Raw genomic sequence first — 25,695 nt, 5'->3', positions numbered from 1 at the left:
TCTCGCCCGGCTCATGGGGCGAGGTCCCCATGGGACGCCGAGCGCGGCACGCGCGCACCGCGCGGGGTCAGGCGGAGAGGACCCCCGCGAGCCGGTCGAGGACGATCCGGCCCGCCGGCGGGACGCGGTGCGCGTCGGCCGGCGTGAGCCACGCGAGCTCCGCGATCTCGGCGTTCGGCGCCGGCTCGGGGGAGCCGGGGACCGGCTCGGCGTACATGCAGTGCATGCGTACGACCCGCCCGCCGAGGCCGTGACCGGGGGCCTCGGCGACGAAGGCGGGGCGGACCGACGCCGGGTCGAGGCGGACGCCCAGCTCCTCGTGGATCTCGCGCACCAGGGCCTCGGCGTCCGACTCGCCGGGCTCGACCTTGCCGCCCGGCATGAAGAAGCGGTCCTTGCCGGTCGTGCGGACGGCGAGCAGGCGCCCGTCGCGGACGTTGACCCAGCCGACGGTGCGCAGCGGCGGCAGCGTCGCGGGCTCGGGGGAGGAGTCGGTGCGGGGAAGGCCGTGCGGAGTCACGCCCTCACTGTGCCATCTCCACCGTGCTGTCTCTGCGACGCCGTCCGGCATCGACGGCTCACGACCGGGACCCCCGACGGCGCGTGGCGCACCCAGCGAGCCACGCGCCGTCGGGCCTGCCCCTCGCGCGGCCCCAGTTCCGGCGAAGGGCGATCGTGCCGGGCCGAGGCCCGGCACGACGATCGTCACACCGACCAGCGGACCGCGCTCGGTGCGGACTCGTTCCAGACCCGGTCGAGCGCGGTCACGGCGTACGTGTAGCGGCGCCCCCGCACCGGGGTCGGGTCGAGGAAGTCCTGGACCACCCGTCCCTCGGCCCGCTGCGTCGCGACGAGGTTCGCCGGGTTCTCGGTGTCGACGTGCTTCACCCACCCGTCAGCACGGTAGATCGCGAACGACGTCGCCGCGAACCGACGGCCACCTGCGTCGGTCCAGTGGACGCGGATGCCGTCGTCGCGCCAGCCCGCCCACGCGAGCAAGGGCGTGCGGACCTTCGTCCCTGGCAGGTGCGGCATCGCGGGGACGATGGCCGGGTACCGGTAGTGGTCGTCGCGGACGCGCGTCATCGAGCCCTGCGGGTCGGCCGGGACGTGCTTGGCGGAGAAGTACACGTTGCCGTGCACGGGGTGCTCCTGCTCGCCGCAGAAGGTCAGGTGGTTCGACAACTCGGCCGGGTCGGTGAAGACGCCGGACGTCACCTTGTACAGCGCCTCGCCGATGTACAGGTGCGTGCCGGACTGCGCGGCGACGTCGGCCCACCACGGGACGAGCTTCGCGTAGTCCGCGACGGCGAGCCCGAACTGCCAGTAGATCTGCGGGTTGATGTAGTCGAGCCAGCCCTCGAGGACCCACTTGCGCGTGTCGGCGAACTGCATGTCGTACGACTGCGAGCCGCCCGTCTGCGAGCCGCGCGGGTCCGTGGAGGCGTTGCGCCAGATGCCGAACGGGCTGATGCCGAACTTGACCCACGGCTTCGCCTGCTTGATGCGCTGCGAGATGGACCGCACGAACGTGTCGACGTTGTGGCGCCGCCAGTCCTCGACCCGGTCGAAGCCCGCACCGTGGGCCGCGAACGTCGCGGCGTCCGGGATGGTCTCGCCCGCGACGGCGTAAGGGTAGAAGTAGTCGTCGAAGTGCACGCCGTCGATGTCGTAGTTCTCGACGCTGTGCAGGATCGCGTTCTTGATGTGCTCCTGCGCCGCGGGCAGGCCCGGGTCGAAGTAGAGCTTGCCCCCGTACGCCCACACCCACTCCGGGTGCTGCCGCGCGGGGTGCTCGGGGACGAGCCTGGCCGGGTCGGCCTGCATCGACACGCGGTAGGGGTTGTACCAGGCGTGGATCTCGAGGTTGCGCCGGTGGCACTCCTCGACGACGAACGCGAGGGGGTCGTAGCCCGGGTCCCGGCCCTGCACGCCCGTGAGGTACTGCGACCACGGCTCGTAAGGGCTGGGCCAGAACGCGTCAGCCGCCGGGCGGACCTGGACGAACACGGCGTTGAGCCGGAAGTCGCGGGCGACGTCGAGCCAGCGCAGGAGCTCGGCCTTCTGCTGGTCCGCCGTCAGGCCGGACGCGGACGGCCAATCGATGTTCACGACGCTGGAGATCCACATCGCGCGCAGCTCGCGCTTGCGCGGCGCCGGGGCGGCGGTCGCCGCGGCGTGGGCGATGCCGGGTGCGCTGAGCGCGGCGGCCGGGGTGAGCGCGCCGACCGTCACGGTGAGCGTGCTCGCCGCCACCCCGGCGGTCGCGAGCGTGAGGAACTGCCGTCGTCCGACGCCCGCGCGCGGCAGGTCGTGGGGCGAGGCGGGGGACGAGGGAGCGTCGAGCGTCATTGCTGAGATCCTCCGGATCGATCGAGGCGTGTGGAAGATACTTTCACAGATAGATCACTCTGTGAAGGTTTCCAACAGCATCTCTCAGGCCCCCCGGAGGCGCCGAGCACGACATCGCTGCCGTTATCCGGGCGATAGCGGCAGCGATGTCGTGTTCGAGGGCGAGCAGGGTCAGGCTCGACGGGCGTCCGATCACCAAGTCGCGTTGCGTGCGAGCTCGAGCGCGACCTCGTGCCACCACTGGCCGGCGGGCGGCCCGCCGTTGCACGACCCGTCGCTCTCGCCGGGCAGCTTGACCCACAGCAGAGCGTCGAGGTGCGTGCCGTCGTCGACAGCCCGCGGCGGGTCGCCGAGCGCGCGACCCCGCGGGTTGCACCACTCGCCGTTGCTCCCGTTGCCGTTGCGCGACGTGTCGACGACGAACGACACGTCCCCGCCGAGCAGCGCGGCGACCTGCTCGCCGTACGCTCGCGACTCGGCTGTCGTGCGGTAGTTCGACGTGTTGAGCGCGAACCCGACGGCGTCGTCGAGGCCCACCTGCTGGAGGCGGGCCGCGGCGGTCGCCGGGCTCAGCCACGCGGAGTGGCCCGCGTCGACGTAGACGCGCGCGCCGGCGTCGGTCAGGATGCGCGCCGCGTCGCGGAGCATGCCCACGCGGTCGCCCTGGCCGGAGCAGTCGCCGAGCTGGGCGAGGGCGTCGGGCTCGAGGACGACCCACGGCTCGCCGACGATGCCCGACGCGACCGTCTGGACCCAGCTCCGGTATGCCGCCTCGGCGGTGCCGCCGCCGGAGTGCGACCCGCAGTCGCGGCCGGGGATCGCGTAGACCGTCAGGAGCGGCGTCGTGCCCTCGGCCGCGGCCGCGCTGGTGAACGCGGCGACCTTGGCGCGCGACACCTGCGCGTCCGCGTCGGTGACCCACGACGACTGCGGCGTGAGCGCGATCTTCGCGAGCAGGTCCCGGTCGCTGCCCGACGCCGCCTGCCAGGCTTCCCACGCCTGGTTCGTCTCGTCCACGTGGAACGTCACGTCCCCCGGCGTCCCGGGCGGATCGGTGGGGTCGGGCGGGTCGGTGGGGTCGGGCGGGGCGTCGCCGCCGCACGCGACGCCGTCGAGCGTGAAGCTCGCGGGCGCGGCCGGAGCGGACGCGGCCGTGCCCACGAGGCCGAAGGAGGCGCTGCCGCCCGTGGCGAGCGACGCGTTCCAGCCGACGTCGCCCACGGTGACCCGGCCGCCGTCGCGCACGAGCGTGCCGTTCCAGAGCTGGCTGATGCTCTCGCCGGCCGGCAGGTCCCAGGCGAGCTCCCAGCCCGAGCGCGGAGCGCCGAGGTTCGTGACGGTGACGTCGGCCTGGAAGCCGCCGGACCAGGAGCTCGTGATGCGGTAGTCGACGGTGCAGGTCGCGGAGGGCGTGGCCGCGCCGGACGTCGCGAGCGCCGCGCCGGCGGTCGCCGTGGCGCCCAGCGTCGCGAGGGTCGCGACAGCGGCGACGAACGTCGCCGTACGTGGTCGTCGGGTGGAGGGGGTCGCTCTCATGCTCGGGGCTCCGTCGCCTCGGGGTCAGGACACCGCCACGGTAGGGACTGTCGGGGAGCGCCGGGCAGGGTGCGAAACGTTTCGCGCTGCGGAGTGTCGCGCTCTATAGGCTTGTCACGAGGGTATATTCGTCGCCATGTCATTCAAACCGCTCCAGGAACCCGCGTTCCTCGTCCTGTCGGCGCTCGCGGCCGGTCCGCTGCACGGCTACGGCATCGCGCAGGACGTCGAGTCCAGCTCCGACGGGCGCGTCACGCTGCGTGCCGGGACGCTCTACGGCGCGATCGACCGGCTCGTCGCCGCCGGCCTCGTCGAGGTGGACCACGAGGAGGTCGTCGACTCGCGCCTGCGCCGCTACTACCGGCTCACCACCGAGGGCGGGTCGCGCCTCGCCGCCGAGGCCGAGCGTGCGGAGGCACAGGCGCGCCGCGCGCTCGAGCGCCTCGGCGCCCGACGCCGTGCCTCCGCGGCGGCGCGAGGCGGCGCCCCCGCGCGCGACGTCGCCGGCGGCCTCGCCGACGGCGGGGCGGTGCCGGCATGAGCGGGGGCCGTGAGGCCGATCTCCGTGCGACGGGTGACGGGACGGCGTCCGCACAGGTCACGGGGGAGTCGACGGCGGAGCCCGGCGCGACGGTGCTCGTCGCGCCCGTCCTCGTCCGGGACTACCGCCGCCTCTTGCGGCTCTTCCCGTACACGTACCGGCGGGAGCACGAGGCCGAGATGCTCGGTCACCTGCTCGACGGCGCGCGGCCGGGACAGTCGCGCCCGACCCGTGCCGAGCGGTGGGACCTCCTGCGCGCCGCCGCCCGGGAGTGGCTGCTCGCGCCGTTGGGCTCGACGCCGCGGCAGCGGCGCGCGACGACCGGCCTCCTGTTCGTGCTGCTCCCGGCCGTGCTCGTGGTCATGGCGGCGCGCGTCCTCGCGTTCGCCGCCGCGATCGTCCGGGTGGTGCGGGGCCCGGACAGCATCGCGCCGCTCGTGGCGACCGTCCCGACGGCGCTGACGTGGGCACTGTGGCTCGCGGCGGTGGCCCTCACGCTGGCCGGTGCGCGGCGCGTCGGCCTCGCGACGGCGGTGCTCGCTGCCGTCGTCGGGGTGGTCGCGATCGTCCTGGCCCTCGCGTCGGGCAGCGCCTACGCCGCGTACCTCGACGCGCCGTGGGTCGTCGGGCTCGTCGCGTACGCGGGAGTCCTCGCCGCGCGACGGACGTGCCGGGTCGGTGCCGAGCCGGCGGCCCTCCGGGCGGCGACGGTCGGGGCCATGGCGCTGGTCCTCGGCGCCTTCGTCGCCGCCACCTACTCCGACGCGGCGCGCCTCGGGACGCCGTGGTGGTCGGGCGGCGCTCTGGTCTCGTGGACGCTCCAGGCGCTCGCCGCGCCGGTGGTCGTGCTCCTCGGCGCCGCCCTGCTGGGGCGCCGGACTCGGCAGGCGGTCCCGGTGCTCGGCGGGCTCGCGCTCGCGATGGTGCTGAGCCGCTCGACCTTCTTCTGGTCCGGCACCGTGAGCGTCCAGACGGCGGACCTCGGCAACGTCCTCGCCCTGCTCGGGCTCGCGACCGCCGTGACGCTCGTGCTGCGCTGGGCCGTCAACCGTCTCGACGAGCTCTCCGAGGCGCGCGCCACGCACCGCGCGCTGCTCGCCGCCGCGGGAGGGGCGCCGGAACCAGCCACGCCGCGCCCGGGCGAGCCGACCGCCGTCTGACAGCCGCGCCGCCGAGCACGACGCTGCGCGCTCACGAGAACGACATGAGGGCCGTTATCCATCGGATAACGGCCCTCATGTCGTGTTCGGCGCAGTGCCCGTCAGTCTAGGTAGGCCGTCACCAGGCGGGACGCGAGGCCCGTGTACGTGGCCGGGGTGAGGTTCGCGAGGCGCTGCGCGACGTCGTCGGGCAGGCCGAGGCCCGCGACGAACTCGCGGAGCCGCGCCGCGTCGACGCGCTGGCCGCGCGTGAGGTCCTTGAGGCGCTCGTACGGGTTCTCCATGCCGGGGACGCCCGCGACCGACGCCGCGCGCATGGCCGACTGGATGGGCTCGCCGAGCACCTCCCAGTTCTCGTCGAGGTCCGCCGCCATGAGGTCGGCGTTCGCGGCGAGAGCCTTGAGGCCGCGGCGCACGTTGTCGATCGCGAGGAGCGAGTGGCCGAACGCGGGGCCGACGTTGCGCTGCGTCGTCGAGTCCGTGAGGTCGCGCTGGAGGCGCGACGTCACGAGCGTCGCGCCGAGCGTGTCGAGCAGCGCGGACGAGATCTCGAGGTTCGCCTCGGCGTTCTCGAACCGGATCGGGTTGACCTTGTGCGGCATGGTCGACGACCCGGTAGCGCCCGGCACGGGGATCTGCGTGAAGAACCCGAGCGAGATGTACGTCCACACGTCGGTCGCGAGGTTGTGGAGGATCCGGTTGAACCGCGCGACGTCCGCGTACAGCTCGGCCTGCCAGTCGTGCGACTCGATCTGCGTCGTCAGCGGGTTCCACGTGAGGCCGAGGCCCTCGACGAAGTGCTTCGACACCGACGGCCAGTCCACACCGGGGACGGCGACGACGTGCGCGCCGTAGGTGCCCGTCGCGCCGTTGAGCTTGCCCAGGTACTCGGCCGTACCGACCCGGCGGAGCTGGCGGCGCAGGCGGTGCGCGAGGACGGCGAGCTCCTTGCCGAGCGTCGTCGGCGTCGCGGGCTGGCCGTGCGTGCGCGAGAGCATCGGCACGTCGGCGAGGTCGCGCGCCATGTCCGCGAGCTGGTCGGCGAGCGCCGTCGCGGCGGGGAGCCACACCTGCTCGACGGCGCCGCGCACCATGAGCGCGTACGACAGGTTGTTGACGTCCTCGCTGGTGCACGCGAAGTGGACGAGCTCGCCGACGCCGGGGAGAACGGTGTCCGAGCCCAGGGCGTCGGGCGCCGCGGCGAGGCGGCGCTTGACGAAGTACTCGACGGCCTTGACGTCGTGCACCGTCTCGCGCTCGATCGCGGCGAGCTCGGCGATCTCCTCTCCGCCGAACGTCGCGGGGATGCGGCGCAGGTAGGCGACCTCCGCGTCGGAGAGCTGAGGAGCACCGGGCACGACCGGGCGGACCGCGTTCTCGTCGACCGCCTGGACGCCGTTGCACAGCGTGATCAGCCACTCGACCTCGACGTGGACGCGCTCGCGGTTGAGCGCGGCCTCGCTGAGGTGGTCGACGAGCGGGGCGACCGCGGCACGGTAGCGGCCGTCGAGCGGGCCGAGCGCGATCGGCGGGGTCACCTCGGCGAGCGACACGCGGGCAGGGGCGTCTGCGGCAGGGTTCTCGGGCACGCCCCTGATTCTCCCACGCGCGCCCGACGGCGGCCCGCGCCTCCCGCAGTCCGGGCAGGCGTTCCTGGGGTCCGTAGGCGTCGCGCGGGCCGTGGCCGTCCCCAGGGCCGTCTTCCGAGAGGCCCGTCCACAACCACGGAGGAGGTCGCCGCGTCCGGGCGAGCGGCTGCGTACGGTCCCCGCCATGTCCTTCTCGTCGCCACCGACACCACCGCCGTGCATCGTCGCGCCGTACGGCGTCACCCTCGCCCGGACCCGGGTCCTCACCTCCCAGGACGACGTCGCACGAGCGGGTGCCGCGCTCGTCGCGCCCGACCTGCCGTGGGCCGGTCACGCCCGGGCGTCGTACGACGTCGCCGCAGCCGAGCGTCAAAGCGGTCTGCTCCGGCTGGGCATGCTGCTCGACAGCTGCCTCCTGCGTCTCGACGCGCTCACCGTCCTCGCCGACGTCGAGGTGGCGCGGATCCGGGCCGAGCTCGCTGCGGCGGGCGTGCCGTGAGCGTCCCCCGCCCGGCACCCGTGGTCGTGGTGCGCGGTGGCACGGAAGCGACCACGGTCGAGACGGTGGCGGTCGTCGCGCAGGCGGTGGCGCTGGGCGCGCGGGCGGACCTGGTCGCCAGGGCCGAGGCCGCGCTCCGGGACGCGCGGGACTCGCTGGACGTCGCGACCGCGACCCCCACCTCGTTCGGGGGCCGCTTCGCGGCGCCCGCGCCGTTCCCGGCCACGTCGGGCTGGGACGTCCACGCCACGCCGTACTGGTCGGCCGAGGTGCGTGCGGCCCGCACGGCCGCGCTCGAGGCCTTCGACCTCGCGATCCGCGTCGCGGAGCAGCAGGCGGGAGGCCTGCGGTTCCTCGCAGCGCGACTGCACCAGGCCGTCCGCGTGTACGACGACGGGGACGCCGCCACGGCTGCCCTGTGGCAGGACCTCGCGCTCCTGGCCGGGGGACGCATGAGCCCGACCGGGGCCGCCGCGGCCGGGCTCGGCCTCGTCCTGAGCGCGGGATCGGTCGGGTTCCTGCGCTCCGTCCTCCTGGGCCGGCCGTCGGCGGGCGCGATCGTCTCCACCGGAGGCGCGTTCCACGCGGCCACGATCCGTGCGCTGAGCCGCGTGATCGGTCTCGCCGACAAGGACCGTGCCTGGTACCAGATGCCCACCGTCGGTAACGCAGCGTCCGTGCTGCGCGGATTCATGCAGCCGTTGCGGGACCGATTCCTCCCCGATCCCGAGGTCCGCCTCGTCGACACGGGCCGCGCGCTGCCGACGCCCGTCGACATGCGTTCCGCCCTCGGTGCGGTGTCGGCGCTCGACGCGGACTCGACGCTGAGCATCCAGAAGATCGTCAAGGACGACGGGACGCCGACCTGGGTCGTCGCCATCCCCGGCACCCAGATCTGGCCGACCAACCTTCGCACCGTCTTCAACATGACGTCCAACTACGACCTCGCGGACGACGACCTCGCCGTGCGCGCCCAGGCCGACAGCGCCCGCGCCACGATCGCGGCGATGCGGCAGGCCGGGATCGACCCGGGCGACGACGTCGTGCTCGTGGGGCACAGCCAGGGCGGCATGGTCGCGACGACGGTCGCGGCGGCGAGCATCGGCACGTACAACGTGCGCCATGTCGTGACAGCGGGGTCCCCCGTGTCCCACCACGGGCTGCCTCCGGGGATCAAGGCCACGCACATCGAGACGCAGGGGGAGGGTGTCTCCGACACCGATGGCGACGAGAACCCCGCGACGCCCGACCAGGTCACGGTCACCGGCGTCCTGCTGGCACCGGACGGCGGCCCCTCGATCGAGCTCCCGCACAGCGTGCACTTCCACCAGGAGGTCCTGGACGCCGCGGTCGAGGTGGGCGACCGGGGGCTCGAGGAGCACCTGTCCGACGTCGAGCGACTCCTCGACGGCGAGGCGGAGGAGCCCCTCGTCTACGAGGCGCGCCTGGTGCCTGACCCGGACACCACGTTCTGCATCGGGGACCTGGCGGTCCCGCGGTCGCTCACGCTCCCGTGGGCCCCGGGCGCGCCGTTCCCGGGCGCGCCCGGCGTCCCGCTGCCCGGAGTGCCGTCGCCGGGTCCGCCGTCGCCCGGACTACCGGGGTTGCCGGGGTTCCCCGCGACCGGTGGTCCTGGTGCCGGCGACCTCACCGCGCCGGGCCCGGACGGCGCGGCCGACGAGGTGCGATGACGGCCGGTGGCCGTCGCGGTCGGACGTGCTCCCGGTCAGCGCTCCTGCGCCTTCGGCACGACGGCCGAGACGGCGAAGTTGATGAGCCCGATGATCAGCGCCGCGAGCAGGGCCCACCAGAACCCGCCGATGATGCGGATGCCCCAGTCCGTCTGCTCCGTGATCCACGCGGTGAGCATGAGCATCAGCGCGTTGACGACCAGGGAGAACAGCCCCAGCGTGAGGATGTAGAGCGGGATGGACAGGATCTGCACGATCGGCTTGATGACGGCGTTCACCAGCGAGTAGAGCAGCGCCACCACGAGGATGATGACGACCTGCCCGCCGACGGTGTCGGAGCCGACGATCTGGAAGTGCTCGTCGATGAACAGGCTCGTGAGCCAGATCGCGAGGCCGGTGACGAGGACGCGGACGACGAAGCTCATACCGGGCATCCTGCCACCCGGGCGGCGCGCGGGCACGGCGCCGGGCCGTGCGCCGTCGGGTCCGTGGCGGGCAGGTGGCATGATCGAGGACCGTGGCCCACGAACCCCGCGTCCCCCTGCGTCCCGCCGTTGCCGCGCTGCCGGCCTACGTCCCCGGGGCCCGCGTCGCCCCGGGCGCCGCGGCGTTCAAGCTCTCCTCCAACGAGAACCCGTACCCTCCGCTGCCGTCGGTCGTCGCCGCGATCGCCGACGCCGCGGCGGACGTGAACCGCTACCCCGACATGTACGCGACCGAGCTCACCGAGGCGCTCGCTGCCGACCTGGGCGTCGGTGCCGACGAGGTCGTCGTGGGCAACGGCTCGGTCGCGGTGCTCGCGCACGTGCTCCAGACGGTCGTCGAGCCGGGCGACGAGGTCGTGTACCCGTGGCGGTCGTTCGAGGCGTACCCGATCGCGGTCGCCGTCGCGGGCGGGACCTCGCTCCAGGTACCGCTGCGGACCGGGACCGACGTCGGCCGGCTCGACCTGCCCGCCATGGCCGCGGCGGTCACCGAGCGCACGCGCGTCGTGATGGTCTGCACGCCCAACAACCCGACCGGTCCGGTCGTGCACCGCGAGGAGCTCGACGCGTTCCTCGCGGCCGTGCCGTCCGACGTGCTCGTCGTGCTCGACGAGGCGTACCTCGAGTTCGTGCGCGACCCCGAGGCCCCCGACGGCCTCGCCGTGTACGCGCAGCACCCGAACGTCGTGCTGCTGCGTACGTTCTCCAAGGCGTACGGCCTGGCGGGCCTGCGGGTGGGCTACGCCGTCGCGCGCCCGCGGCTCGCGGCGGGGATCCGTGCGGTGTCGACGCCGTTCGGCGTCTCCCACGTCGCGCAGCGCGCGGCCATCGCGTCGCTCGCGGCGCGCGACGAGCTGCTCCAGCGGGTCGAGCACCTCGTCGCCGACCGTGCGCGCCTCGTCGGGGGCCTGCGCGACCAGGGCTGGGTGCTGCCGGAGTCGCAGGCGAACTTCGTGTGGTTCGACCTGGGCGAGCGCACCATGCAGCGGGCGGAGGAAGCCCGCGCGGCCGGGGCGATCGTGCGCCCGTTCGCGGGCGAGGGTCTGCGCGTGAGCGTCGGCGAGCCGGAGGCGACGGACCTCTTCCTCCGCGTGAGCGCCACCTGGCGGTAGGCCCCGCCCTTCGCCGATCCTCCTCCACGTCGCGTCCGCGATGCGGACACGTGGGACGCCTCATGAGAGCATTGCTACTTTTCAGTAGCAATCATGTTCCGAAGGGGGAAATATGACGTTCAGACGAGTGCTCACGACGGCGATGGTCGCCGGGATGATCGCGCTGACGCCCGCGGTGGCGTTCGCCGGTTCGCAGGTGGTGGGAGGCGGTGTCTGGAACTACGGGACCAGCGCCGGATCCGTCTACTCGCACTACCACCACAACACGGCGTGCCACGGCGCGTCGGTGGACAACGGCAAGCTCTACCGCGTCACCAACATCCGAGGTGGGCTCTGGGCGAAGGTGAGCGCGAAGGACTGGCCGCTGCGCGTCGACCACTCCTACTGGCACCAGTGCGGCTAGCACGGTGAGGAAGGGGCGGCGACCCGTCGCCGCCCCTCCTCCTTGCCTTGCGTGGAGCGAGCATGCTGAACCGCAGCCTCAGACTTGCCTACGGCCTCGCGGTCGCAGTCACCGTCTTCCTCACCTTCTTCACCCTCCAGGCCTACAGCGAGTTCGCGGTGCAGGGCGCGGTCTCGCAGCTGCGCGTCGGCTCCCTGGGCCCCACCGCGTCCAGCGCCGAGGTGTACGACGCGATGACGACGTTCGCGCACGAGCGTGACTGCACCGTCGCGCGCGTGTCGTTCGACCTGACGGATCCGTCGGTCCGGCACCTGCACGTCCTCGGAGACCGCCTGTCCGAGCCGGGCAGCCGGTGGGTCGCGCACGGGTACGCCGACTTCAGCCGCGGCGTGACGACCCGCGTGCACCCCGGGAGCGAGCTCGGGACGGCCAGCCCGGTCGGCTCGTTCGTGCTCACGTGCGGGCTGGACGCTGCCACGACGTTGGCGTCCGCGCTCCAGGAGCAGGGCGTGTCGGTGACCGCCGACTCCTACCCGACGCTCCGGGAGTGGAACCGCTACCTGGGCGGGACGCCGCTCCCCGCGAGCTACGCGATCGCGGTGGTCGCCACGTCGCTGCTCGCGGGCTGCGGTGCGCTGCTGGGCTCGCGCGCGTATGCGGTCCAACGCCTCCAGGGCGCACCCTTCACGCGGATCCTGCGCCGAGACCTCGTGTCCCTCGCGCGCCGGTTGGTCGTCCACCTCGTGGTCGCGGCCGCCGTCTGCACCGTCGTCCTCGGCGTCTACAACCGCTTCGCGCAGTGGACGACCTTCCTCGGCCTCGCCCTGAGCGTGCTCGTCGTCCTCCTGGCCGTGACCGTGCTCTCGCACGCCGTGTGCGTGGCGGCCACGCTCCGCATCCCGCTCGCCGCCGCGGTCAAGGGCGAGTCGGTGGGCGGCTGGGTCGTCCCGGTGGTGTTCTCGGTCCGGTTCGTGGCCGCCGCGGTCCTCGTGGCATCGATCTTCTCGGCGGTCAACGCCGGCCAGCTCATCGTCGCGCAGCAGGCGGCGCGCGACGCGTGGCAGAGTGCGGGCGGTGCCGTCTTCCTGGGCCTCGGCGGTGGGGACCGGGCGCGCGCGGAGGAGTACACGCAGGCTCTGGGCGGCCTCGTGGCGGCTGGGGAGGACGAGGGCGAGGTCGTCGTCGCGTTCAGCCAGCCGGTCGCGGCGTTCGGCGCGGTCACGGTGGTGGCGGACGAGCAGCCCGTCCTCGTCGTGAATCACACCTACCTGCGTGAGCAGCGCGTCGTCGGCGCGGACGGGGAGCGGCTGGTCGCGGACGACGACACGTGCCTCGAGCTCCACCTCCCGGGCTCGCTCGAGCCCGCGCAGCGGGCCGACGTCGCGGCCGCGGTCGACGAGTGGGCCGACTTCTTCGGAGCCCGGTGCCCGGTCGAGCGGGGCGTCGCGCTGCCCGACGGCACGGTCCTGTTCGACTACGGGAACGCGGCCGACCCGGGTGCGCCCCCGCTCGTCGAGGACCCCGTCCTGCTCGTCGTGGACCACCGCTCGGGAACGATCAGCGCCGATGCGTACGACGCGTACGCCTCGACGGGTGGAGTGGTCTTCCTCGACCCCGCCTACGCGCTCGAGAGAGCCTCGGAGGCGGGCGTGCGCGACTACATCCTCTCGACGACCCCGGTCGCCCAGGCGGCGGCCGACGAGTACCAGGACCTCGTCCGCGTCCTGCGCCTCGGGCTCACCAACATCGCCGCGTGCGCGTGCGTGGTGCTCCTGACCGGCGTCGTCGTCGCGAGCGCCTGGACGAGGAGGAATGCCCAGGCGATCTTCGCGAGGTACATCTCCGGGTGGTCGTTCTGGTCGAGGTTCCGCACGACGCTCGTCGTCGAGTTCCTCTCGGCGGTGGCCCTGGTGGTGTACGTGGCGTGGAACCCGCCCCGGACGCCGGCGACGGTCGGCGCCTTCGTTCCGGGCAGCGAGCCGCCGCTCCTGGGCGGCTGGGAGCCGGTCGCGGTGGCGGCGGTGTGCCTCCTGTCCGCGGCGTTCCTCGTGGCCGCCCTCGCCGTGGCGCAGCGGCGGTTGCTGCGCACGCGGTCCAGTGATTCGTGACCGAAGGAGCATGACGATGATCGAGGTGGTGGGCGCCGGCAAGTCCTACGGCGCGCGGACGATCTGGTCGGGGCTCACGCTGAGCGTGGAGTCCGGCTCGATGATGGCATTGGTGGGATCGAGTGGGTCGGGCAAGACGACCCTGCTCAACTGCCTGGGTCTCCTGGACCGGGTCGACGTCGGGACGATCACCGTCGAAGGGCGCGACGTCACCGCCCTCGGCGCTCGCGAACGGCGGCTCTTCCGCCGCGACCAGCTCGGGTACCTCTTCCAGAACTACGCGCTCATCGACAACGAGACCGTCGCGGCGAACCTCGACGTGGCGTTCCCGGGCAGGGGAGCCCGCCGGTCCGAGCGCGCCGCGCTGCGGGAGGAGGCTCTGGATCGGGTCGGGCTGGGCGGCTACGGGGCGTCGATGGTCTACGAGCTCTCGGGCGGCGAGCAGCAGCGGGTGGCGGTGGCTCGCCTGCTCATCAAGCGGCCCCGCATCGTGCTCGCGGACGAGCCGACCGGGGCGCTCGACGAGGTGAACGCCGACGCGATCGTCGCCCTGCTGCGCGGGTTCGCGGAGGACGGGTGCGCGGTGGTCGTCGCGACGCACAACCCACGGGTCGAGGGTGCGTGCGACGCCGTGCTGGAGCTCGGCGCCTCGACGCAGAACGTGGCGCGTGCGCTCCTGGGGTCGAAGGGCGACGTCGCTTCGTAGTGCGTCGCCTCGCGCGTCTCCGTGCGCATCCCTGTGCGCATCCCTGTGCGCGTCTCTTGGCGCATCGCCGTGCGCGCCGCCCGGTGCGGCGGCGCGGTTGCCGGGTCGGGTCGGCGCGAGAAGACTCGCGACCATGGACAACAGCGAGTACGACCAGTTCGTCGACGACTACGGCTGGCTCTTCGGGGGCGCGGCCGTCGTCGTCTACGTCGCGGTGGCGGTGATCTTCTTCATCGCCTACGTCCGGATCATCCAGAAGGCCGGCTACTCGGGCTGGTGGATCCTCGTCGGGCTCGTGCCGATCCTCAACGTCGTCATGTTCCTCGTCTTCGCGTTCTCGCGCTGGCCCGTCATCCGGGAGCGCGACGCGCTGCGCGCGGGCGGCGCGTACCCGCGGTAGGGCGGGCCCCCGCGGGCGCGGGGGTCGTCCGGTGGGGATTGGAGGTTCTCTACAGCCCGCCACGGCGGATGTTGGGCGACACGTCGGCAGCCGAACCTACGGTGTCGTAGCCTACGCTTGCGTAGGCTACGGAGACGTAGGTTCCGACGGCGCCCCGACCGGGCGCCTCCTGCCCCCGAGCGGCCGGCCGCAGGGCCCGGCCGCACCGAAGGAGAGTCGCGTGACCGAGAACGACGCGAGAACCGCCGCGCGGGACGGCGCGAGCACGCCCCCCGACCTCCCCGACGTCGCGGGCGGTCCCGACGACGCCCCCCTGCTCCAGCTCGTGACCCCGGCCGGCGCCCGCGTCACGACTCCTGAGACCGACGGCTACCGCGAGCGCGTCGCGCACCTCGACGCCGCCGCCTTGCGCGGCCTCTACCGCGACATGGTGCTCACGCGCCGCTTCGACGACGAGGCGACGTCGCTCCAGCGTCAGGGCGAGCTCGGCCTGTTCGCGCAGTCGAAGGGTCAGGAGGCGGCGCAGATCGGCTCCGGGCGCGCGCTCGCCCCGCAGGACTACGTCTTCCCGTCCTACCGCGAGCACGGCGTCTCGCACGTCCGCGGGATCGACCCGACGGCGCGTCTGCGGCTGTTCCGCGGCGTCGACCACGGCGGGTGGGACCCGACGGAGCACAACGTGCACCTGTACACGCTCGTCATCGGGTCGCACACGCTGCACGCGACCGGGTACGCGATGGGCGTCCAGCGCGACGGCCTCGTCGGCTCGGGCGACCCGGAGCGCGACGCGGCCGTCGTCACGTACTTCGGCGACGGCGCGACGTCGCAGGGCGACGTCAACGAGGCGCTCGTGTTCGCCGCGGTGAACAACGCGCCCGTCGTCTTCTTCTGCCAGAACAACCAGTGGGCGATCTCCGAGCCGACGACCAAGCAGTCGCGCGTGCCGCTGTACCGCCGCGGCGGGGGGTTCGGCGTTCCCAGCGTGCGGGTCGACGGGAACGACGTCCTCGCGTGCTACGCCGTGACGGCCGAGGCGCTCGAGCGCGCGCGCACGGGCGGTGGCCCGACGTTCGTCGAGGCGTTCACGTACCGCATGGGCGCGCACACGACGTCGGACGACCCGACCAAGTACCGCTCGCGCGCGCAGGAGGAGTACTGGCGTCGTCGCGACCCGATCGACCGGCTGGAGAACCTGCTCCGCGCCGAGGACGCGTGGGACGACGCGTTCGCCGCCGACGTCGCGGCCGAGGCCGACGCGCTCGGCGAGCGGCTGCGCGACGAGGTCCGCGCGCTCGCGGCGCCCGACCCGTCGAGCATGTTCGACCACGTCTACGCGACCCCGAACGCCGTGGTCGAGCGCGAGAAGGCGTGGTTCGCCGACTACCAGCAGTCCTTCGAGGAGCCGGCCGCGGAGGTGGCCCGATGAGCGAGAACAAGACCCTGACCCTCGCCCGCGCGATCAACGAGGGCCTGCGCCGGTCGCTCGAGACCGATCCGAAGGTCCTGCTCATGGGCGAGGACATCGGCGCGCTCGGCGGCGTGTTCCGCGTGACGGACGGGCTCCAGAAGGACTTCGGCGAGGACCGCGTCGTCGACACGCCGCTCGCGGAGTCCGGCATCCTCGGCACGGCGATCGGCCTCGCGCTGCGCGGCTACCGCCCGGTCTGCGAGATCCAGTTCGACGGGTTCATCTTCCCCGCGTACGACCAGATCACCACGCAGCTCGCGAAGATGGGCTACCGCTCGGGCGGGAAGCTCCAGGTGCCCGTCGTGATCCGCGTGCCGTACGGCGGCGGGATCGGCGCCGTCGAGCACCACAGCGAGAGCCCCGAGGCGCTGTTCGCGCACACGGCGGGCCTGCGCGTCGTGTCGCCGTCCACGCCGCAGGACGCGTACACGATGATCCAGGAGGCCATCGCGTCGCCCGACCCGGTGCTCTTCTTCGAGCCCAAGGGCCGCTACTGGGAGAAGGGGCCGGTCGAGACCGCCGGGCGTGGCGAGGGCGCGACCGTGCTCGACCGCGCGCGCGTCGTCCGCCCCGGGACCGACCTCACGCTCGTCGCCTACGGGCCGACCGTCGCGACCGCGCTGCGCGCCGCCGCGGCGGCCGAGCAGGAGGGCCGCAGCTTGGAGGTCGTGGACCTGCGCAGCATCTCCCCGCTCGACACGGCGACGGTCGTGGAGTCCGTCCGTCGGACGGGCCGCTGCGTCGTCGTGCACGAGGCCCCGACCTACCTGGGCTCGGGCGCCGAGGTCGCGGCGCGCGTGACCGAGGAGTGCTTCTACTCGCTCGAGGCGCCCGTGCTGCGCGTCGGCGGGTTCCACACCCCGTACCCCGTCGCCAAGATCGAGCACGACTACCTGCCGAGCCTCGACCGCGTGCTCGACGCCGTCGACCGCGCATTCGCGTTCTGACGCGACCGTAGCGACCTCGACAGCGCCGACCGGGACCACCAGGAGGACCACGCAGTGCCCACCTTCGAGAAGTTCAACCTCCCCGACGCGGGCGAGGGCCTCACCGAGGCCGAGATCGTGCACTGGCACGTCGCCGTCGGCGACGCGGTGACCGTCAACCAGACGATCGTCGAGATCGAGACGGCGAAGTCGCTCGTCGAGCTGCCGTCGCCGTACACGGGAGTCGTCGCGGAGATCCTCGCGCCCGAGGGGACGACGGTCGAGGTCGGCGTGCCGATCATCGTCGTGGACACCGACCCGTCCGGTGCCGTGCCGGCGCCGAGCGCGCCGGCCGGCGTCGTGCCCGACGGCGCGGACGCGGCCTCGGCGCCCGCCTCGCCCACGGGCACGGCGACGGACGGCGCGACGCCCGCCGCAGCCGGCGGCTCCGGCTCGGTGCTCGTGGGGTACGGCACGGTGGAGCCGGGCACGGCCCGTCGCCGCCGCCGCGCTCCGGACACGGACCCGGCCGTCGCGCCGGCCGCAGCCGTCGCGGCTCCTGCCCCGGCGCCCGCCGCCGTGCCCGCGGCGAGCACGCCGACCCCCGCGCCCGCCGCCGTCGGGCACGTGCACCTGCCGGTGCTCGCGAAGCCGCCGGTGCGCAAGCTCGCCAAGGACCTCGGGGTCGACCTCGCGAGCGTCGCGGGCACCGGGCCGGGCGGGATCGTCACGCGCGAGGACGTGCAGGCGTACCACGAGCAGGCGAAGGCGAAGCCGCTCGCGACGTACGCCGACGACGACCAGCCATGGCTCGCGTCCGGCGCGGTCACCCCGGACGGGCGCCAGACGCGCGTGCCCGTGAAGTCGGTGCGCAAGCGCACCGCCGAGGCGATGGTGACGAGCGCGTTCACCGCCCCGCACGTCACGGTGTTCCACACCGTCGACGTCACCAAGACCATGCGGCTCGTGCACACGCTGCGCGAGGACCGGGAGTTCGCCGACGTGCGCGTCACGCCGCTGCTCGTCACCGCCAAGGCGCTGCTCCTCGCCGTGCGGCGCCACCCGGAGATCAACGCGAGCTGGGACGACGCCGCGCAGGAGATCGTCTACAAGCACTACGTGAACCTGGGGATCGCGGCCGCGACGCCGCGCGGGCTCGTGGTGCCGAACATCAAGGACGCGCACCGCCTCGACCTGCACGGTCTCGCGGGCGAGATCGCGGACCTCACCGCGACCGCGCGGGCGGGCCGCACGTCGCCCACCGACATGTCCGACGGCACCATCACGATCACGAACGTCGGCGTGTTCGGCATCGACACCGGGACGCCGATCCTCAACCCGGGCGAGGCCGCGATCCTCGCGTTCGGCGCGATCCGCGAGCAGCCGTGGGTCCACAAGGGCAAGATCAAGAAGCGCTGGGTCACGCAGCTCGCGCTGAGCTTCGACCACCGACTCGTCGACGGCGAGCTCGGCGCGCGCGTGCTCGCCGACGTCGCGAAGGTGCTGGAGGACCCGGCCCGCGGCCTCGTCTGGGGCTGATCCCTTCGGGTGCTCCGCTTGCGGGCACCCGGCGAACGACGAGCATGGGCCTCGGAGGAGCCGGTGAACCTCACCGGTGTCGTTCGAGGGAGGTCACGTGCGCAGCGCTCGGGGCAGGGCGGCCCGGCCGACGGCGGTAGCCGGGCCGAGAGGCCGGCGCCGGGCTCGGGTCGCGATCCCCACGGGCGCGCTCGTCGGTCTCGCGGCGCTCGGCCTCGCCGCGTGCGCCGGGCCGGGCACGGCGGACGCCCGGGCGGTCGTCGAGGAGCTCGCCGCCGCCGTCGCCGGGGGTGACGGCACCGCCGCGTGCGCCCTGATCCTGCCCGACGCGGCGGACGCGCTCGCCGCGGACGAGGGCGAGCCGTGCGCGGACGTGGTCACCGCGCCCGACGGTCCGCTCGCCGCGCTCGCCGCGGCGGGGGACGACCTCGTCGTCGAGGACGTCCACGTGGCCGGACGGCAGGCGCAGGTCGTCACCGCGACCGACACGGTCTTCCTCGCCGTGTCGGGCGACGGCTGGGTCGTCACCGCGGCGGGCTGCACGCCGCGCGAGGACCGCCCCTACGACTGCGAGGTCGAGGCGTGAGGGTCCCTCGGCTGATGTTCTGGGCCACGCTCGTGCTCGTCTGCGCGGGCCTCGCCGTCACGTTCGTGCTCGCGGCGGTGCACCGATGAGCGCCAGCTCCGGCAAGGGCGGCGTCCTCGGCGGGCTGCGCGCGAGCTCGCTGAGCCTCTTCTTCGGTGCCGCGTTCCTCGCGTCGCTCGTCGCCCAGGCGGTGAGCGGGGTCGCGGTCTTCAACACGGACCAGCGCGCGGCGGGGCTGGACCCGGTGACGTTCGGCCAGTACGTGGCGTCGTCGGCGTTCTGGGTCGACGTCACCGAGAACTGGCAGTCCGAGTACCTCCAGTTCCTCCTGTTCATCACCGCGACGGTCTGGTTCGTGCAGCGCGGCTCGCCCGAGTCCAAGAAGCTCGAGGAGGCCGGCCGCGAGTCCGACGAGGACCAGAAGGTGGGCGAGCACGCGACGCCTGACTCCCCGGCCTGGGCGCGCGCCGGAGGCTGGCGGCTCGCGGTCTACTCGCGCTCGCTCTCGCTCGTCATGGGCGCGATCTTCCTCGGCTCGTGGGCGGCGCAGTCGGCGGCGGGCGCCGTCGCGTTCAGCGAGGAGCAGCTGCGCGAGCTCGAGGACCCGGTGCCCTGGACCGAGTACCTCTCGATGCCCGACTTCTGGAGCCGGACGTTCCAGAACTGGCAGTCCGAGATGCTGGCGGTGCTGAGCATGGTCGTGCTCGCGATCTACCTGCGCGAGCGGGGGTCGCCCGAGTCGAAGCCCGTCGGCTCGTCGCACGAGGCGACAGGCGTCGAGGGCTGACCCGGGCTGCTCTCGCCGTACCACCTCGTCCGCACGACCGCGCGTCACCCCGGTCGCGGGGCGCTCACAGCGGCGCCGCACCGGGTGTGCGGAAGACCTCACACGGGCTTAACGGTGGTCGCGCGCCGGGGAAACACGGCGTTCCTAGCGTCCTGGGTACTGACCGGGACCTGCTGAAGGAGCCGCCATGTCCGCGCCCACGAGCCCCACGACCCACGAGGGTGAGCAGTCCGCAGAGCACCCCTCCGGCACCACGACCACCACGACCGTCGCGCCCTCCGCGCCCGGGGCCGCGACCGGCGTCGGGCCGACGACCGCCACGACGGCCGGCCGCACGGCGACCGTCCCCACCCACCGCTCGGGTCGGTGGATCGACCGCTGGGACCCGGAGGACCCGACGTTCTGGCGCGACGGCGGCCGGAGGGTCGCGACGCGCAACCTGTGGATCTCGGTGTTCGCGGAGTTCCTCGGCTTCGCGGTCTGGGCGCTGTGGTCGATCGTCGTGCCGCAGCTCCCCGCCGCCGGGTTCACGTTCACGGTCGACCAGCAGTTCTGGCTCATCGCCGTGCCGAGCCTCGTCGGTGCGACGCTGCGCATCCCGTACACCTTCGCGGTGCCGCTGTTCGGCGGCCGCAACTGGACGGTCGTGTCGGCGCTGCTGCTCCTCGCGCCCACGATCGCGCTCGCCGTCGTCGTGCAGGACCCCGCGACTCCGTTCGGCCTCATGCTCGCGGTCGCGGCGCTCGCCGGCTTCGGCGGCGGCAACTTCGCCTCGTCGATGGCGAACATCTCGTTCTTCTACCCGGAGCGGGAGAAGGGCAAGGCGCTGGGCCTCAACGCCGCGGGTGGCAACCTGGGGACGGCGGTCGTGCAGCTCGCGGTGCCGCTCGTCATCGTCGCCGGGGCGGGCGTCGCGCTCGAGCGTGCGGGTCTCATGATGATCCCGTTCATCCTGCTCGCGGCGTTCCTCGCGTGGCGGTTCATGGACAACCTGTCCACCGCGAAGGCCGACCCGAGGTCGTTCGCCGCCGCGACGCGGAACAAGCACACGTGGATCATCTCGTTCCTCTACATCGGCACGTTCGGGTCGTTCATCGGGTACGCCGGGGCGTTCCCCATGCTGCTCAAGGGCCAGTTCCCCGAGGTGACCCTCTCGATCGCGTTCCTCGGCGCGCTCGTCGGCTCGGTCTCCCGCCCGCTCGGGGGGATCGTCGCGGACCGCCTGGGCGGCACCCGCGTCACCATCGCGTCGTACGGGGTCATGGCGCTCGGGGCGTTCGGCGCGATCCAGGCGCTCCAGTCGCACAGCTTCGTCCTCTTCTTCGCGTCCTTCCTGGTCCTGTTCGTCGCGACGGGCATCGGCAACGGCTCGACGTACCGCATGATCCCGGCCGTCTTCCAGGCGAGCGCGGTCCCCGGAGGAGCCCTCGACGGCGCCCTCGCGACGGACCCGGCCGCGCTGGACGAGGCCCGGGCACGCGCCCGCAAGGCCGCGGCCGGGTGCATCGGGATCGCCGGCGCGATCGGCGCCTTCGGCGGCTTCCTCATCCCGCGCGGCTTCGCGGCGTCGACGAGCCTCGCCGGCTCGCTCGTCCCGGCCCTGTGGGTGTTCATCGGGATGTACGCGGTCATGGCGGCCGTCGCCTGGACCGTGTACCTGCGCAAGGGGTCGGCGCTCGCGTCGGCCGGGATCTGAGCGGAGGCCACGGGTGCCGTCCGCTCCCACGACCGCCGACACGCACTGCCCGTACTGCGCGCTCCAGTGCGGCATGCGGTTGTCCCCGCCGGACGACCGGGCGGCCTCGGCCCCGCTCCCGGTGACGGTCGCGCCGCGCGACTTCCCGACCAACCGCGGCGGACTGTGCCAGAAGGGCTGGACGAGCGCGACGGTCCTCCGCGCGACGGACCGGATCACGACCCCGCTGCTGCGCGGGAGCGACGGCGCGCTGCACCCCGCGTCGTGGGACGAGGCGCTGGACGTCGTGGTGGCCGGGATCGCGCGCGTCCAGGCCGAGCACGGCCGGGACGCGGTCGCGGTCTTCGGCGGCGGCGGCCTGACGAACGAGAAGGCGTACGCGCTCGGCAAGTTCGCGCGCACGGTGCTGCGCACCGCGAACATCGACTACAACGGGCGCTTCTGCATGGCGTCGGCGGCGGCGGGCGCCAACCGGGCCTTCGGCGCGGACCGTGGCCTGCCGTTCCCGCTCGCCGACCTCGGCGGCGCGGACGCGGTGGTCCTGCTCGGGTCCAACCTCGCCGAGACCATGCCGCCGTCGGTCCAGCACCTCGCGGGCGTGCGCTCGCGCGGCGGGCTCGTCGTCGTGGACCCGCGCCGCAGCGCGACGGCGGCGCTCACGGGCGAGCCCGGGGGCGTCGTCGGGCACCGTGCCGGCGGGCCTGACGACGGCCGCTCGCCCGGGCGCATGGTCCCGCCTCCGGGCGCGGGGCCGGTGGGCGACCAGGGCGTGCACCTCCAGCCCGTGCCCGGCACCGACCTCGTCGTGCTGCTCGCGCTGCTGCACGTCGTGGTCACGGAGGGGCTCGCCGACGCGGAGTACCTCGCCACGCGTACGTCGGGGTCCGACGACGTCCGGCGCTCCGTCCTGGCGTGGTGGCCCGAGCGGGCCGAGACGGTCTGCGGGGTCCCGGCCGAGCGGCTGCGGTACGTGGCCCGGCTGCTCGCCGCGGCGTCGCCCGCTCGCGGCGGCGCGGGCGCGTACGTGCTCACGGGGCGCGGCGTCGAGCAGTCGTCGCAGGGCACCGCGACGGTGACGGCCGCGATCAACCTCGCGCTCGCGCTCGGGCTGCCGGGCCGTGTCGGCTCCGGCTACGGCGCGATCACCGGCCAGGGGAACGGGCAGGGTGGGCGCGAGCACGGCCAGAAGGCCGACCAGCTCCCCGGGTACCGCAAGATCGACGACCCGGCGGCCCGCGCCCACGTCGCGGCCGTCTGGGGCGTCGACCCGGCGACGATCCCCGGCCCGGGCATGCCGGCCGTGACGTTGCTGCGCTCGCTCGGCGAGCGGCGGGGACCGGACGGCACGGGCTCGACGTACGCCGAGGACGGGCGTCCGCGCGCGCTGCTCGTGCACGGGTCGAACGTCGTGGTCAGCGCGCCGGACGCGGACCAGGTCGCCGCCAACCTGCGCGCCCTCGACCTGCTGGTGGTGTGCGACCTGGTGCCGTCGGAGACGGCGCTCCTCGCGGACGTCGTGCTGCCCGTGACGCAGTGGGCGGAGGAGGAGGGCACCATGACGTCGCTCGAGGGGCGCGTGATCCGCCGCCGGCGCGCCGTCGACGCGCCCGGCGAGGCGCGCTCGGAGCTGTGGATCCTCGCGGAGCTCGCGCGGCGCCTGGGCTCGGACGTCTCCTTCCCGACCGACCCCGCCGTCGTCTTCGACGAGCTCGCGCGGGCCTCCGCGGGCGGGGCCGCCGACTACTCGGGTCTCAGCCACGCGCGCCTCGACGCGAACGAGCGCGACGGCGGCCCGGGGCTGTACTGGCCGGTCCCGGCCACGGACCACCGTGGGACGCCCCGGATGTTCCTCGACCGCTTCGCGACGCCCGACGGGCGCGCGCGGATGGTCGTCGTCGACCACGTCGGGCCGAGCGACGACGTACGCCCCGACGCCCCGCTCTACCTCGTCACCGGGCGCGTGCTCCAGCACTACCAGTCGGGTGCGCAGACGCGCCGCGTGCCCGAGCTCGACCGCCTCGTGCCGGAGCCGTTCGTCGAGCTGCACCCGGTCCTCGGCCTGCGGCTCGGGGTCGGCGACGGCGACCGCGCCCGCCTCACGACGCGCCGCGGCGAGATCGAGGCCGTGGCGCGGTGGACCGACCGGATCCGGCCGGACACCGTCTTCATGCCCTTCCACTGGAGCGGGGAGGGCAGCGTCAACCGCGTCACGACCGACGCGACCGACCCGATCTCGGGCATGCCCGAGTTCAAGGTGTGCGCCGTGGACGTGCGGCGCGCACCCGGTACCCAGGAGGTGGGCGCATGACGCGCGTCGTCGTCGTCGGCAACGGCATGGTCGGGTCGCGGTTCGCGAGCGACCTCGTGGCACGGTGCGGGACCTCCGCGGGGACGGCGGCCGTCGACGTCACCGTGCTGGGGGCCGAGGAGTACGACCCGTACAACCGGGTGCTGCTCAGCGAGGTCGTCGCGGGCAAGGTCGACGTCGCGGCGATCGGGCTGCCCGGCACGGACGACGCCCGTGTGACCGTCCGGCGCGGCACCGAGGCCATCGCGATCGACCGCGCCGCGCGCCGCGTCGTCACGGGGGAGGGGGCGTACCCGTACGACGTCGTCGTGCTCGCCACGGGCGCGGCCGCCCGGATCCCCGACCTGCCGGGTCTGACGGACCGCCCGGGCGGCCTGCCCCGCGGCGCGCACGCGCTGCGCACGCTCGACGACGCGCGCGAGATCGTCGCGGCGTCGGTCAACGCCCGGCACGCGGTGGTCGTCGGGGCGGGCGTCCTCGGGCTCGAGGTCGCGTGCGGGCTCGCGCGCCGCGGCGTCGCCGTGAGCCTCGTGCACGGGGGCGGGAGCGTCATGGACCGCCAGCTCGACCGCGCCGCGGGCGGCGTCGTCGCGCGCAGCCTCGCGGGGCTCGGCGTGCGGACCTGGACCCGTGCCCGCACCGAGCGGGTCCGCGTGACGGAAGGCTCCGTCCGGGGCGTGACGCTCCGGGTACCCGACGGCGGGGCTCCCGCCGGGTCGTCGGCCCGCCCGGGTGCCGGCGCCGGGGGAGAGGACGACCCGACGCGGCTCGTCGATTGTGAGGCCGACCTGCTCGTGCTCGCGTGCGGCACCGCGCCCGAGGCCGGGCTCGCGCGCGCGGCGGGCGTCGCGGTCGACCGGGGCGTCGTCGTCGGGCACGACCTCGCGAGCCCCGACGACCCGCGCGTGTTCGCGATCGGCGACTGCGCGCAGCCGCCCGAGGGCGGGACCGGGCTGATCGCGCAGGGATGGGACCAGTCGCGCCGGCTCGCGGAGCACCTCGCGGAGCGGTTCGCCGCAGCGGGCGCCGGGGGACCGGGCGCCGCGCAGGGGGCGGCGTCGGGCCGTCCGCGCGTCCGCCTGGGGGTCGACGCCGACCGGCCGAGCATGGCGCTGCGCCTCGCCATGAACGTCGTCGCGCGCCCGCTCCCGGCGAGCTCCGGGGTCGGCGGGCGCGCGACGGCCGGGACCGACGTCGTGCGCGTCAAGGCCGCAGGGCTCGAGATCGTGACGATGGGCGTGTGCGGCGAGCGCCGCGCGCCCGACCCTGCGCACCGCTCCGTGACGCTGAGCGACCCCGCGTCGGGACGGCACGTCGAGGTCGTGGTCGCGGACGGCCTGCTCGTCGGGGCGACGTGCGTCGGCGCGCCGGAGGTGGGCGCCGACCTCACGGCCACGTACACGCGCCGGGTCCCCGTGCCGGTCGACCCGGCCCACCTGCTGCTGCGGCCCGTCGCGCAGGCTCCCGCGCCGGCGTCGTCCCCGACCCACATGCCCGACCGCACGACCGTGTGCACGTGCAACGGCGTGACCAAGGGCGACGTCGTCGGGTGCTGGCACGACGGCGCCCGCAGCGTCGACGACGTCGCCCGTGCCACGCGCGCGACCACCGGTTGTGGGGGGTGCAAGGACGTCGTGTGCGGGCTGGTCGACTGGCTCGCGACGGCGGACCCGGACCAGCCGCAGGACGAGGCAGCCCCGGCGCGCGCCGGCCTCAGCGCGTGAGGTCGGCGGGCCCTGCCGTCATCGGCAGTCACGACCGCCGAACTCGGCACGACCTGCCGATCTCGTTCCGCTCCGCCGA

Annotated in this window: 22 protein-coding genes; 17 read left to right on the top strand and 5 right to left on the bottom strand. The window is 74.1% G+C overall.

The features are described from left to right. Positions 1-67 precede the first annotated feature (67 nt). The 3 genes from AC6CH9_RS03375 to AC6CH9_RS03365 all read right to left on the bottom strand — a co-directional run bounded on the left by AC6CH9_RS03375 (position 68) and on the right by AC6CH9_RS03365 (position 3,888). Positions 68-520: an NUDIX hydrolase gene (locus AC6CH9_RS03375; protein WP_498153648.1), complete on the bottom strand. Its 453-nt coding sequence runs from the start codon at positions 518-520 to the stop codon at positions 68-70. Between the two features lie 185 nt (positions 521-705). Further along, entirely contained in the window at positions 706-2,352 is a 1,647-nt protein-coding gene (locus AC6CH9_RS03370; protein WP_498153647.1) for a glycoside hydrolase family 10-like protein, read from the bottom strand. Between the two features lie 192 nt (positions 2,353-2,544). Beyond that, the gene (locus AC6CH9_RS03365) at positions 2,545-3,888 is read right to left on the bottom strand and encodes a glycoside hydrolase family 6 protein (RefSeq protein WP_498153646.1); all 1,344 of its coding nucleotides are present in this window, start codon (positions 3,886-3,888) and stop codon (positions 2,545-2,547) included. Between the two features lie 136 nt (positions 3,889-4,024). Between AC6CH9_RS03365 and AC6CH9_RS03360 the strand changes: the two genes are divergently transcribed. Both AC6CH9_RS03360 and AC6CH9_RS03355 read left to right on the top strand, forming a co-directional pair. Beyond that, complete coding sequence (locus AC6CH9_RS03360) at positions 4,025-4,429, top strand: PadR family transcriptional regulator (RefSeq protein ID WP_498153645.1); 405 nt, start codon at positions 4,025-4,027, stop codon at positions 4,427-4,429. Continuing rightward, positions 4,426-5,589 (top strand): hypothetical protein, encoded by a 1,164-nt coding sequence (locus AC6CH9_RS03355; RefSeq protein WP_498153644.1) that lies wholly within the window; start codon positions 4,426-4,428, stop codon positions 5,587-5,589. Before AC6CH9_RS03360 ends, AC6CH9_RS03355 begins: the two co-directional genes overlap by 4 nt. 101 nt (positions 5,590-5,690) lie before the next feature. Here the strand turns inward: AC6CH9_RS03355 and purB are convergent, their stop codons facing one another. Continuing rightward, positions 5,691-7,178 carry an adenylosuccinate lyase gene (gene purB, locus AC6CH9_RS03350; protein WP_498153643.1) on the bottom strand — a complete coding sequence of 496 codons (1,488 nt, stop codon included), beginning with the start codon at positions 7,176-7,178 and terminating at the stop codon, positions 5,691-5,693. Between the two features lie 184 nt (positions 7,179-7,362). Here purB and AC6CH9_RS03345 point away from each other — a divergent pair, with 184 nt between their 5' ends. After that, the gene (locus tag AC6CH9_RS03345; protein WP_498153642.1) at positions 7,363-7,677 is read left to right on the top strand and encodes a hypothetical protein; all 315 of its coding nucleotides are present in this window, start codon (positions 7,363-7,365) and stop codon (positions 7,675-7,677) included. Beyond that, positions 7,674-9,368: an esterase/lipase family protein gene (locus AC6CH9_RS03340; RefSeq protein WP_498153641.1), complete on the top strand. Its 1,695-nt coding sequence runs from the start codon at positions 7,674-7,676 to the stop codon at positions 9,366-9,368. The genes AC6CH9_RS03345 and AC6CH9_RS03340 overlap by 4 nt, the downstream gene beginning before the upstream one ends. A 35-nt stretch (positions 9,369-9,403) precedes the next feature. Here the strand turns inward: AC6CH9_RS03340 and AC6CH9_RS03335 are convergent, their stop codons facing one another. Continuing rightward, a complete protein-coding gene (locus AC6CH9_RS03335) occupies positions 9,404-9,793 on the bottom strand; it encodes a phage holin family protein (RefSeq protein ID WP_498153640.1) in 390 nt (129 codons plus the stop codon). A 92-nt stretch (positions 9,794-9,885) separates the two neighbouring features. Between AC6CH9_RS03335 and hisC the strand changes: the two genes are divergently transcribed. The 13 genes from hisC (at position 9,886) to AC6CH9_RS03270 (ending at position 25,616) form a co-directional block, all read left to right on the top strand. Beyond that, on the top strand, positions 9,886-10,965 hold the full coding sequence (gene hisC, locus AC6CH9_RS03330) for a histidinol-phosphate transaminase (RefSeq protein WP_498153639.1): 1,080 nt from the start codon (positions 9,886-9,888) through the stop codon (positions 10,963-10,965). Positions 10,966-11,077: 112 nt separating this feature from the next. Continuing rightward, positions 11,078-11,368, top strand: coding sequence for a lactococcin 972 family bacteriocin (locus AC6CH9_RS03325; protein WP_498153638.1), 291 nt, complete (start codon positions 11,078-11,080; stop codon positions 11,366-11,368). 62 nt (positions 11,369-11,430) lie between these two features. Beyond that, complete coding sequence (locus AC6CH9_RS03320) at positions 11,431-13,476, top strand: bacteriocin-associated integral membrane family protein (RefSeq protein WP_498153637.1); 2,046 nt, start codon at positions 11,431-11,433, stop codon at positions 13,474-13,476. A gap of 10 nt (positions 13,477-13,486) precedes the next feature. Then, the gene (locus tag AC6CH9_RS03315) at positions 13,487-14,182 is read left to right on the top strand and encodes an ABC transporter ATP-binding protein (RefSeq protein ID WP_498153636.1); all 696 of its coding nucleotides are present in this window, start codon (positions 13,487-13,489) and stop codon (positions 14,180-14,182) included. 133 nt (positions 14,183-14,315) lie between these two features. Continuing rightward, positions 14,316-14,582: a DUF805 domain-containing protein gene (locus AC6CH9_RS03310; RefSeq protein ID WP_498153635.1), complete on the top strand. Its 267-nt coding sequence runs from the start codon at positions 14,316-14,318 to the stop codon at positions 14,580-14,582. Between the two features lie 220 nt (positions 14,583-14,802). Next, positions 14,803-16,008 carry a pyruvate dehydrogenase (acetyl-transferring) E1 component subunit alpha gene (gene pdhA / locus AC6CH9_RS03305; protein WP_498153634.1) on the top strand — a complete coding sequence of 402 codons (1,206 nt, stop codon included), beginning with the start codon at positions 14,803-14,805 and terminating at the stop codon, positions 16,006-16,008. Further along, positions 16,005-16,997 carry an alpha-ketoacid dehydrogenase subunit beta gene (locus AC6CH9_RS03300; protein ID WP_498153633.1) on the top strand — a complete coding sequence of 331 codons (993 nt, stop codon included), beginning with the start codon at positions 16,005-16,007 and terminating at the stop codon, positions 16,995-16,997. Before pdhA ends, AC6CH9_RS03300 begins: the two co-directional genes overlap by 4 nt. Positions 16,998-17,051: 54 nt before the next feature. After that, positions 17,052-18,515 (top strand): dihydrolipoamide acetyltransferase family protein, encoded by a 1,464-nt coding sequence (locus AC6CH9_RS03295; RefSeq protein ID WP_498153632.1) that lies wholly within the window; start codon positions 17,052-17,054, stop codon positions 18,513-18,515. Positions 18,516-18,612: 97 nt separating this feature from the next. Continuing rightward, positions 18,613-19,101 (top strand): hypothetical protein, encoded by a 489-nt coding sequence (locus tag AC6CH9_RS03290; RefSeq protein WP_498153631.1) that lies wholly within the window; start codon positions 18,613-18,615, stop codon positions 19,099-19,101. Between the two features lie 85 nt (positions 19,102-19,186). Next, the gene (locus AC6CH9_RS03285; protein ID WP_498153630.1) at positions 19,187-19,888 is read left to right on the top strand and encodes a DUF6766 family protein; all 702 of its coding nucleotides are present in this window, start codon (positions 19,187-19,189) and stop codon (positions 19,886-19,888) included. Positions 19,889-20,075: 187 nt separating this feature from the next. Next, positions 20,076-21,584 carry an MFS transporter gene (locus AC6CH9_RS03280; protein ID WP_498153629.1) on the top strand — a complete coding sequence of 503 codons (1,509 nt, stop codon included), beginning with the start codon at positions 20,076-20,078 and terminating at the stop codon, positions 21,582-21,584. Positions 21,585-21,597: 13 nt separating this feature from the next. Beyond that, positions 21,598-23,892 carry a molybdopterin oxidoreductase family protein gene (locus AC6CH9_RS03275; RefSeq protein ID WP_498153628.1) on the top strand — a complete coding sequence of 765 codons (2,295 nt, stop codon included), beginning with the start codon at positions 21,598-21,600 and terminating at the stop codon, positions 23,890-23,892. Then, entirely contained in the window at positions 23,889-25,616 is a 1,728-nt protein-coding gene (locus tag AC6CH9_RS03270; RefSeq protein ID WP_498153627.1) for an FAD-dependent oxidoreductase, read from the top strand. The genes AC6CH9_RS03275 and AC6CH9_RS03270 overlap by 4 nt, the downstream gene beginning before the upstream one ends. Positions 25,617-25,695: the final 79 nt, after the last annotated feature.

This window comes from Cellulosimicrobium sp. GQ32, from assembly GCF_059758455.1.
The sequence above is the reverse complement of the archived record's forward strand: the minus strand, read 5'-3'. Positions and strand labels throughout refer to the sequence as shown.

Coding starts and splice junctions, on each gene's coding strand:
- AC6CH9_RS03320 (WP_498153637.1), top strand. CDS start 11,431: ATGCTGAACCGCAGCCTCAGACTTGCCTACGGCCTCGCGGTCGCAGTC.
- AC6CH9_RS03335 (WP_498153640.1), bottom strand. CDS start 9,793: ATGAGCTTCGTCGTCCGCGTCCTCGTCACCGGCCTCGCGATCTGGCTC.
- AC6CH9_RS03355 (WP_498153644.1), top strand. CDS start 4,426: ATGAGCGGGGGCCGTGAGGCCGATCTCCGTGCGACGGGTGACGGGACG.
- AC6CH9_RS03315 (WP_498153636.1), top strand. CDS start 13,487: ATGACGATGATCGAGGTGGTGGGCGCCGGCAAGTCCTACGGCGCGCGG.
- AC6CH9_RS03325 (WP_498153638.1), top strand. CDS start 11,078: ATGACGTTCAGACGAGTGCTCACGACGGCGATGGTCGCCGGGATGATC.
- AC6CH9_RS03285 (WP_498153630.1), top strand. CDS start 19,187: ATGAGCGCCAGCTCCGGCAAGGGCGGCGTCCTCGGCGGGCTGCGCGCG.
- AC6CH9_RS03300 (WP_498153633.1), top strand. CDS start 16,005: ATGAGCGAGAACAAGACCCTGACCCTCGCCCGCGCGATCAACGAGGGC.
- AC6CH9_RS03310 (WP_498153635.1), top strand. CDS start 14,316: ATGGACAACAGCGAGTACGACCAGTTCGTCGACGACTACGGCTGGCTC.
- AC6CH9_RS03280 (WP_498153629.1), top strand. CDS start 20,076: ATGTCCGCGCCCACGAGCCCCACGACCCACGAGGGTGAGCAGTCCGCA.
- AC6CH9_RS03365 (WP_498153646.1), bottom strand. CDS start 3,888: ATGAGAGCGACCCCCTCCACCCGACGACCACGTACGGCGACGTTCGTC.
- AC6CH9_RS03360 (WP_498153645.1), top strand. CDS start 4,025: ATGTCATTCAAACCGCTCCAGGAACCCGCGTTCCTCGTCCTGTCGGCG.
- AC6CH9_RS03270 (WP_498153627.1), top strand. CDS start 23,889: ATGACGCGCGTCGTCGTCGTCGGCAACGGCATGGTCGGGTCGCGGTTC.
- AC6CH9_RS03345 (WP_498153642.1), top strand. CDS start 7,363: ATGTCCTTCTCGTCGCCACCGACACCACCGCCGTGCATCGTCGCGCCG.
- AC6CH9_RS03370 (WP_498153647.1), bottom strand. CDS start 2,352: ATGACGCTCGACGCTCCCTCGTCCCCCGCCTCGCCCCACGACCTGCCG.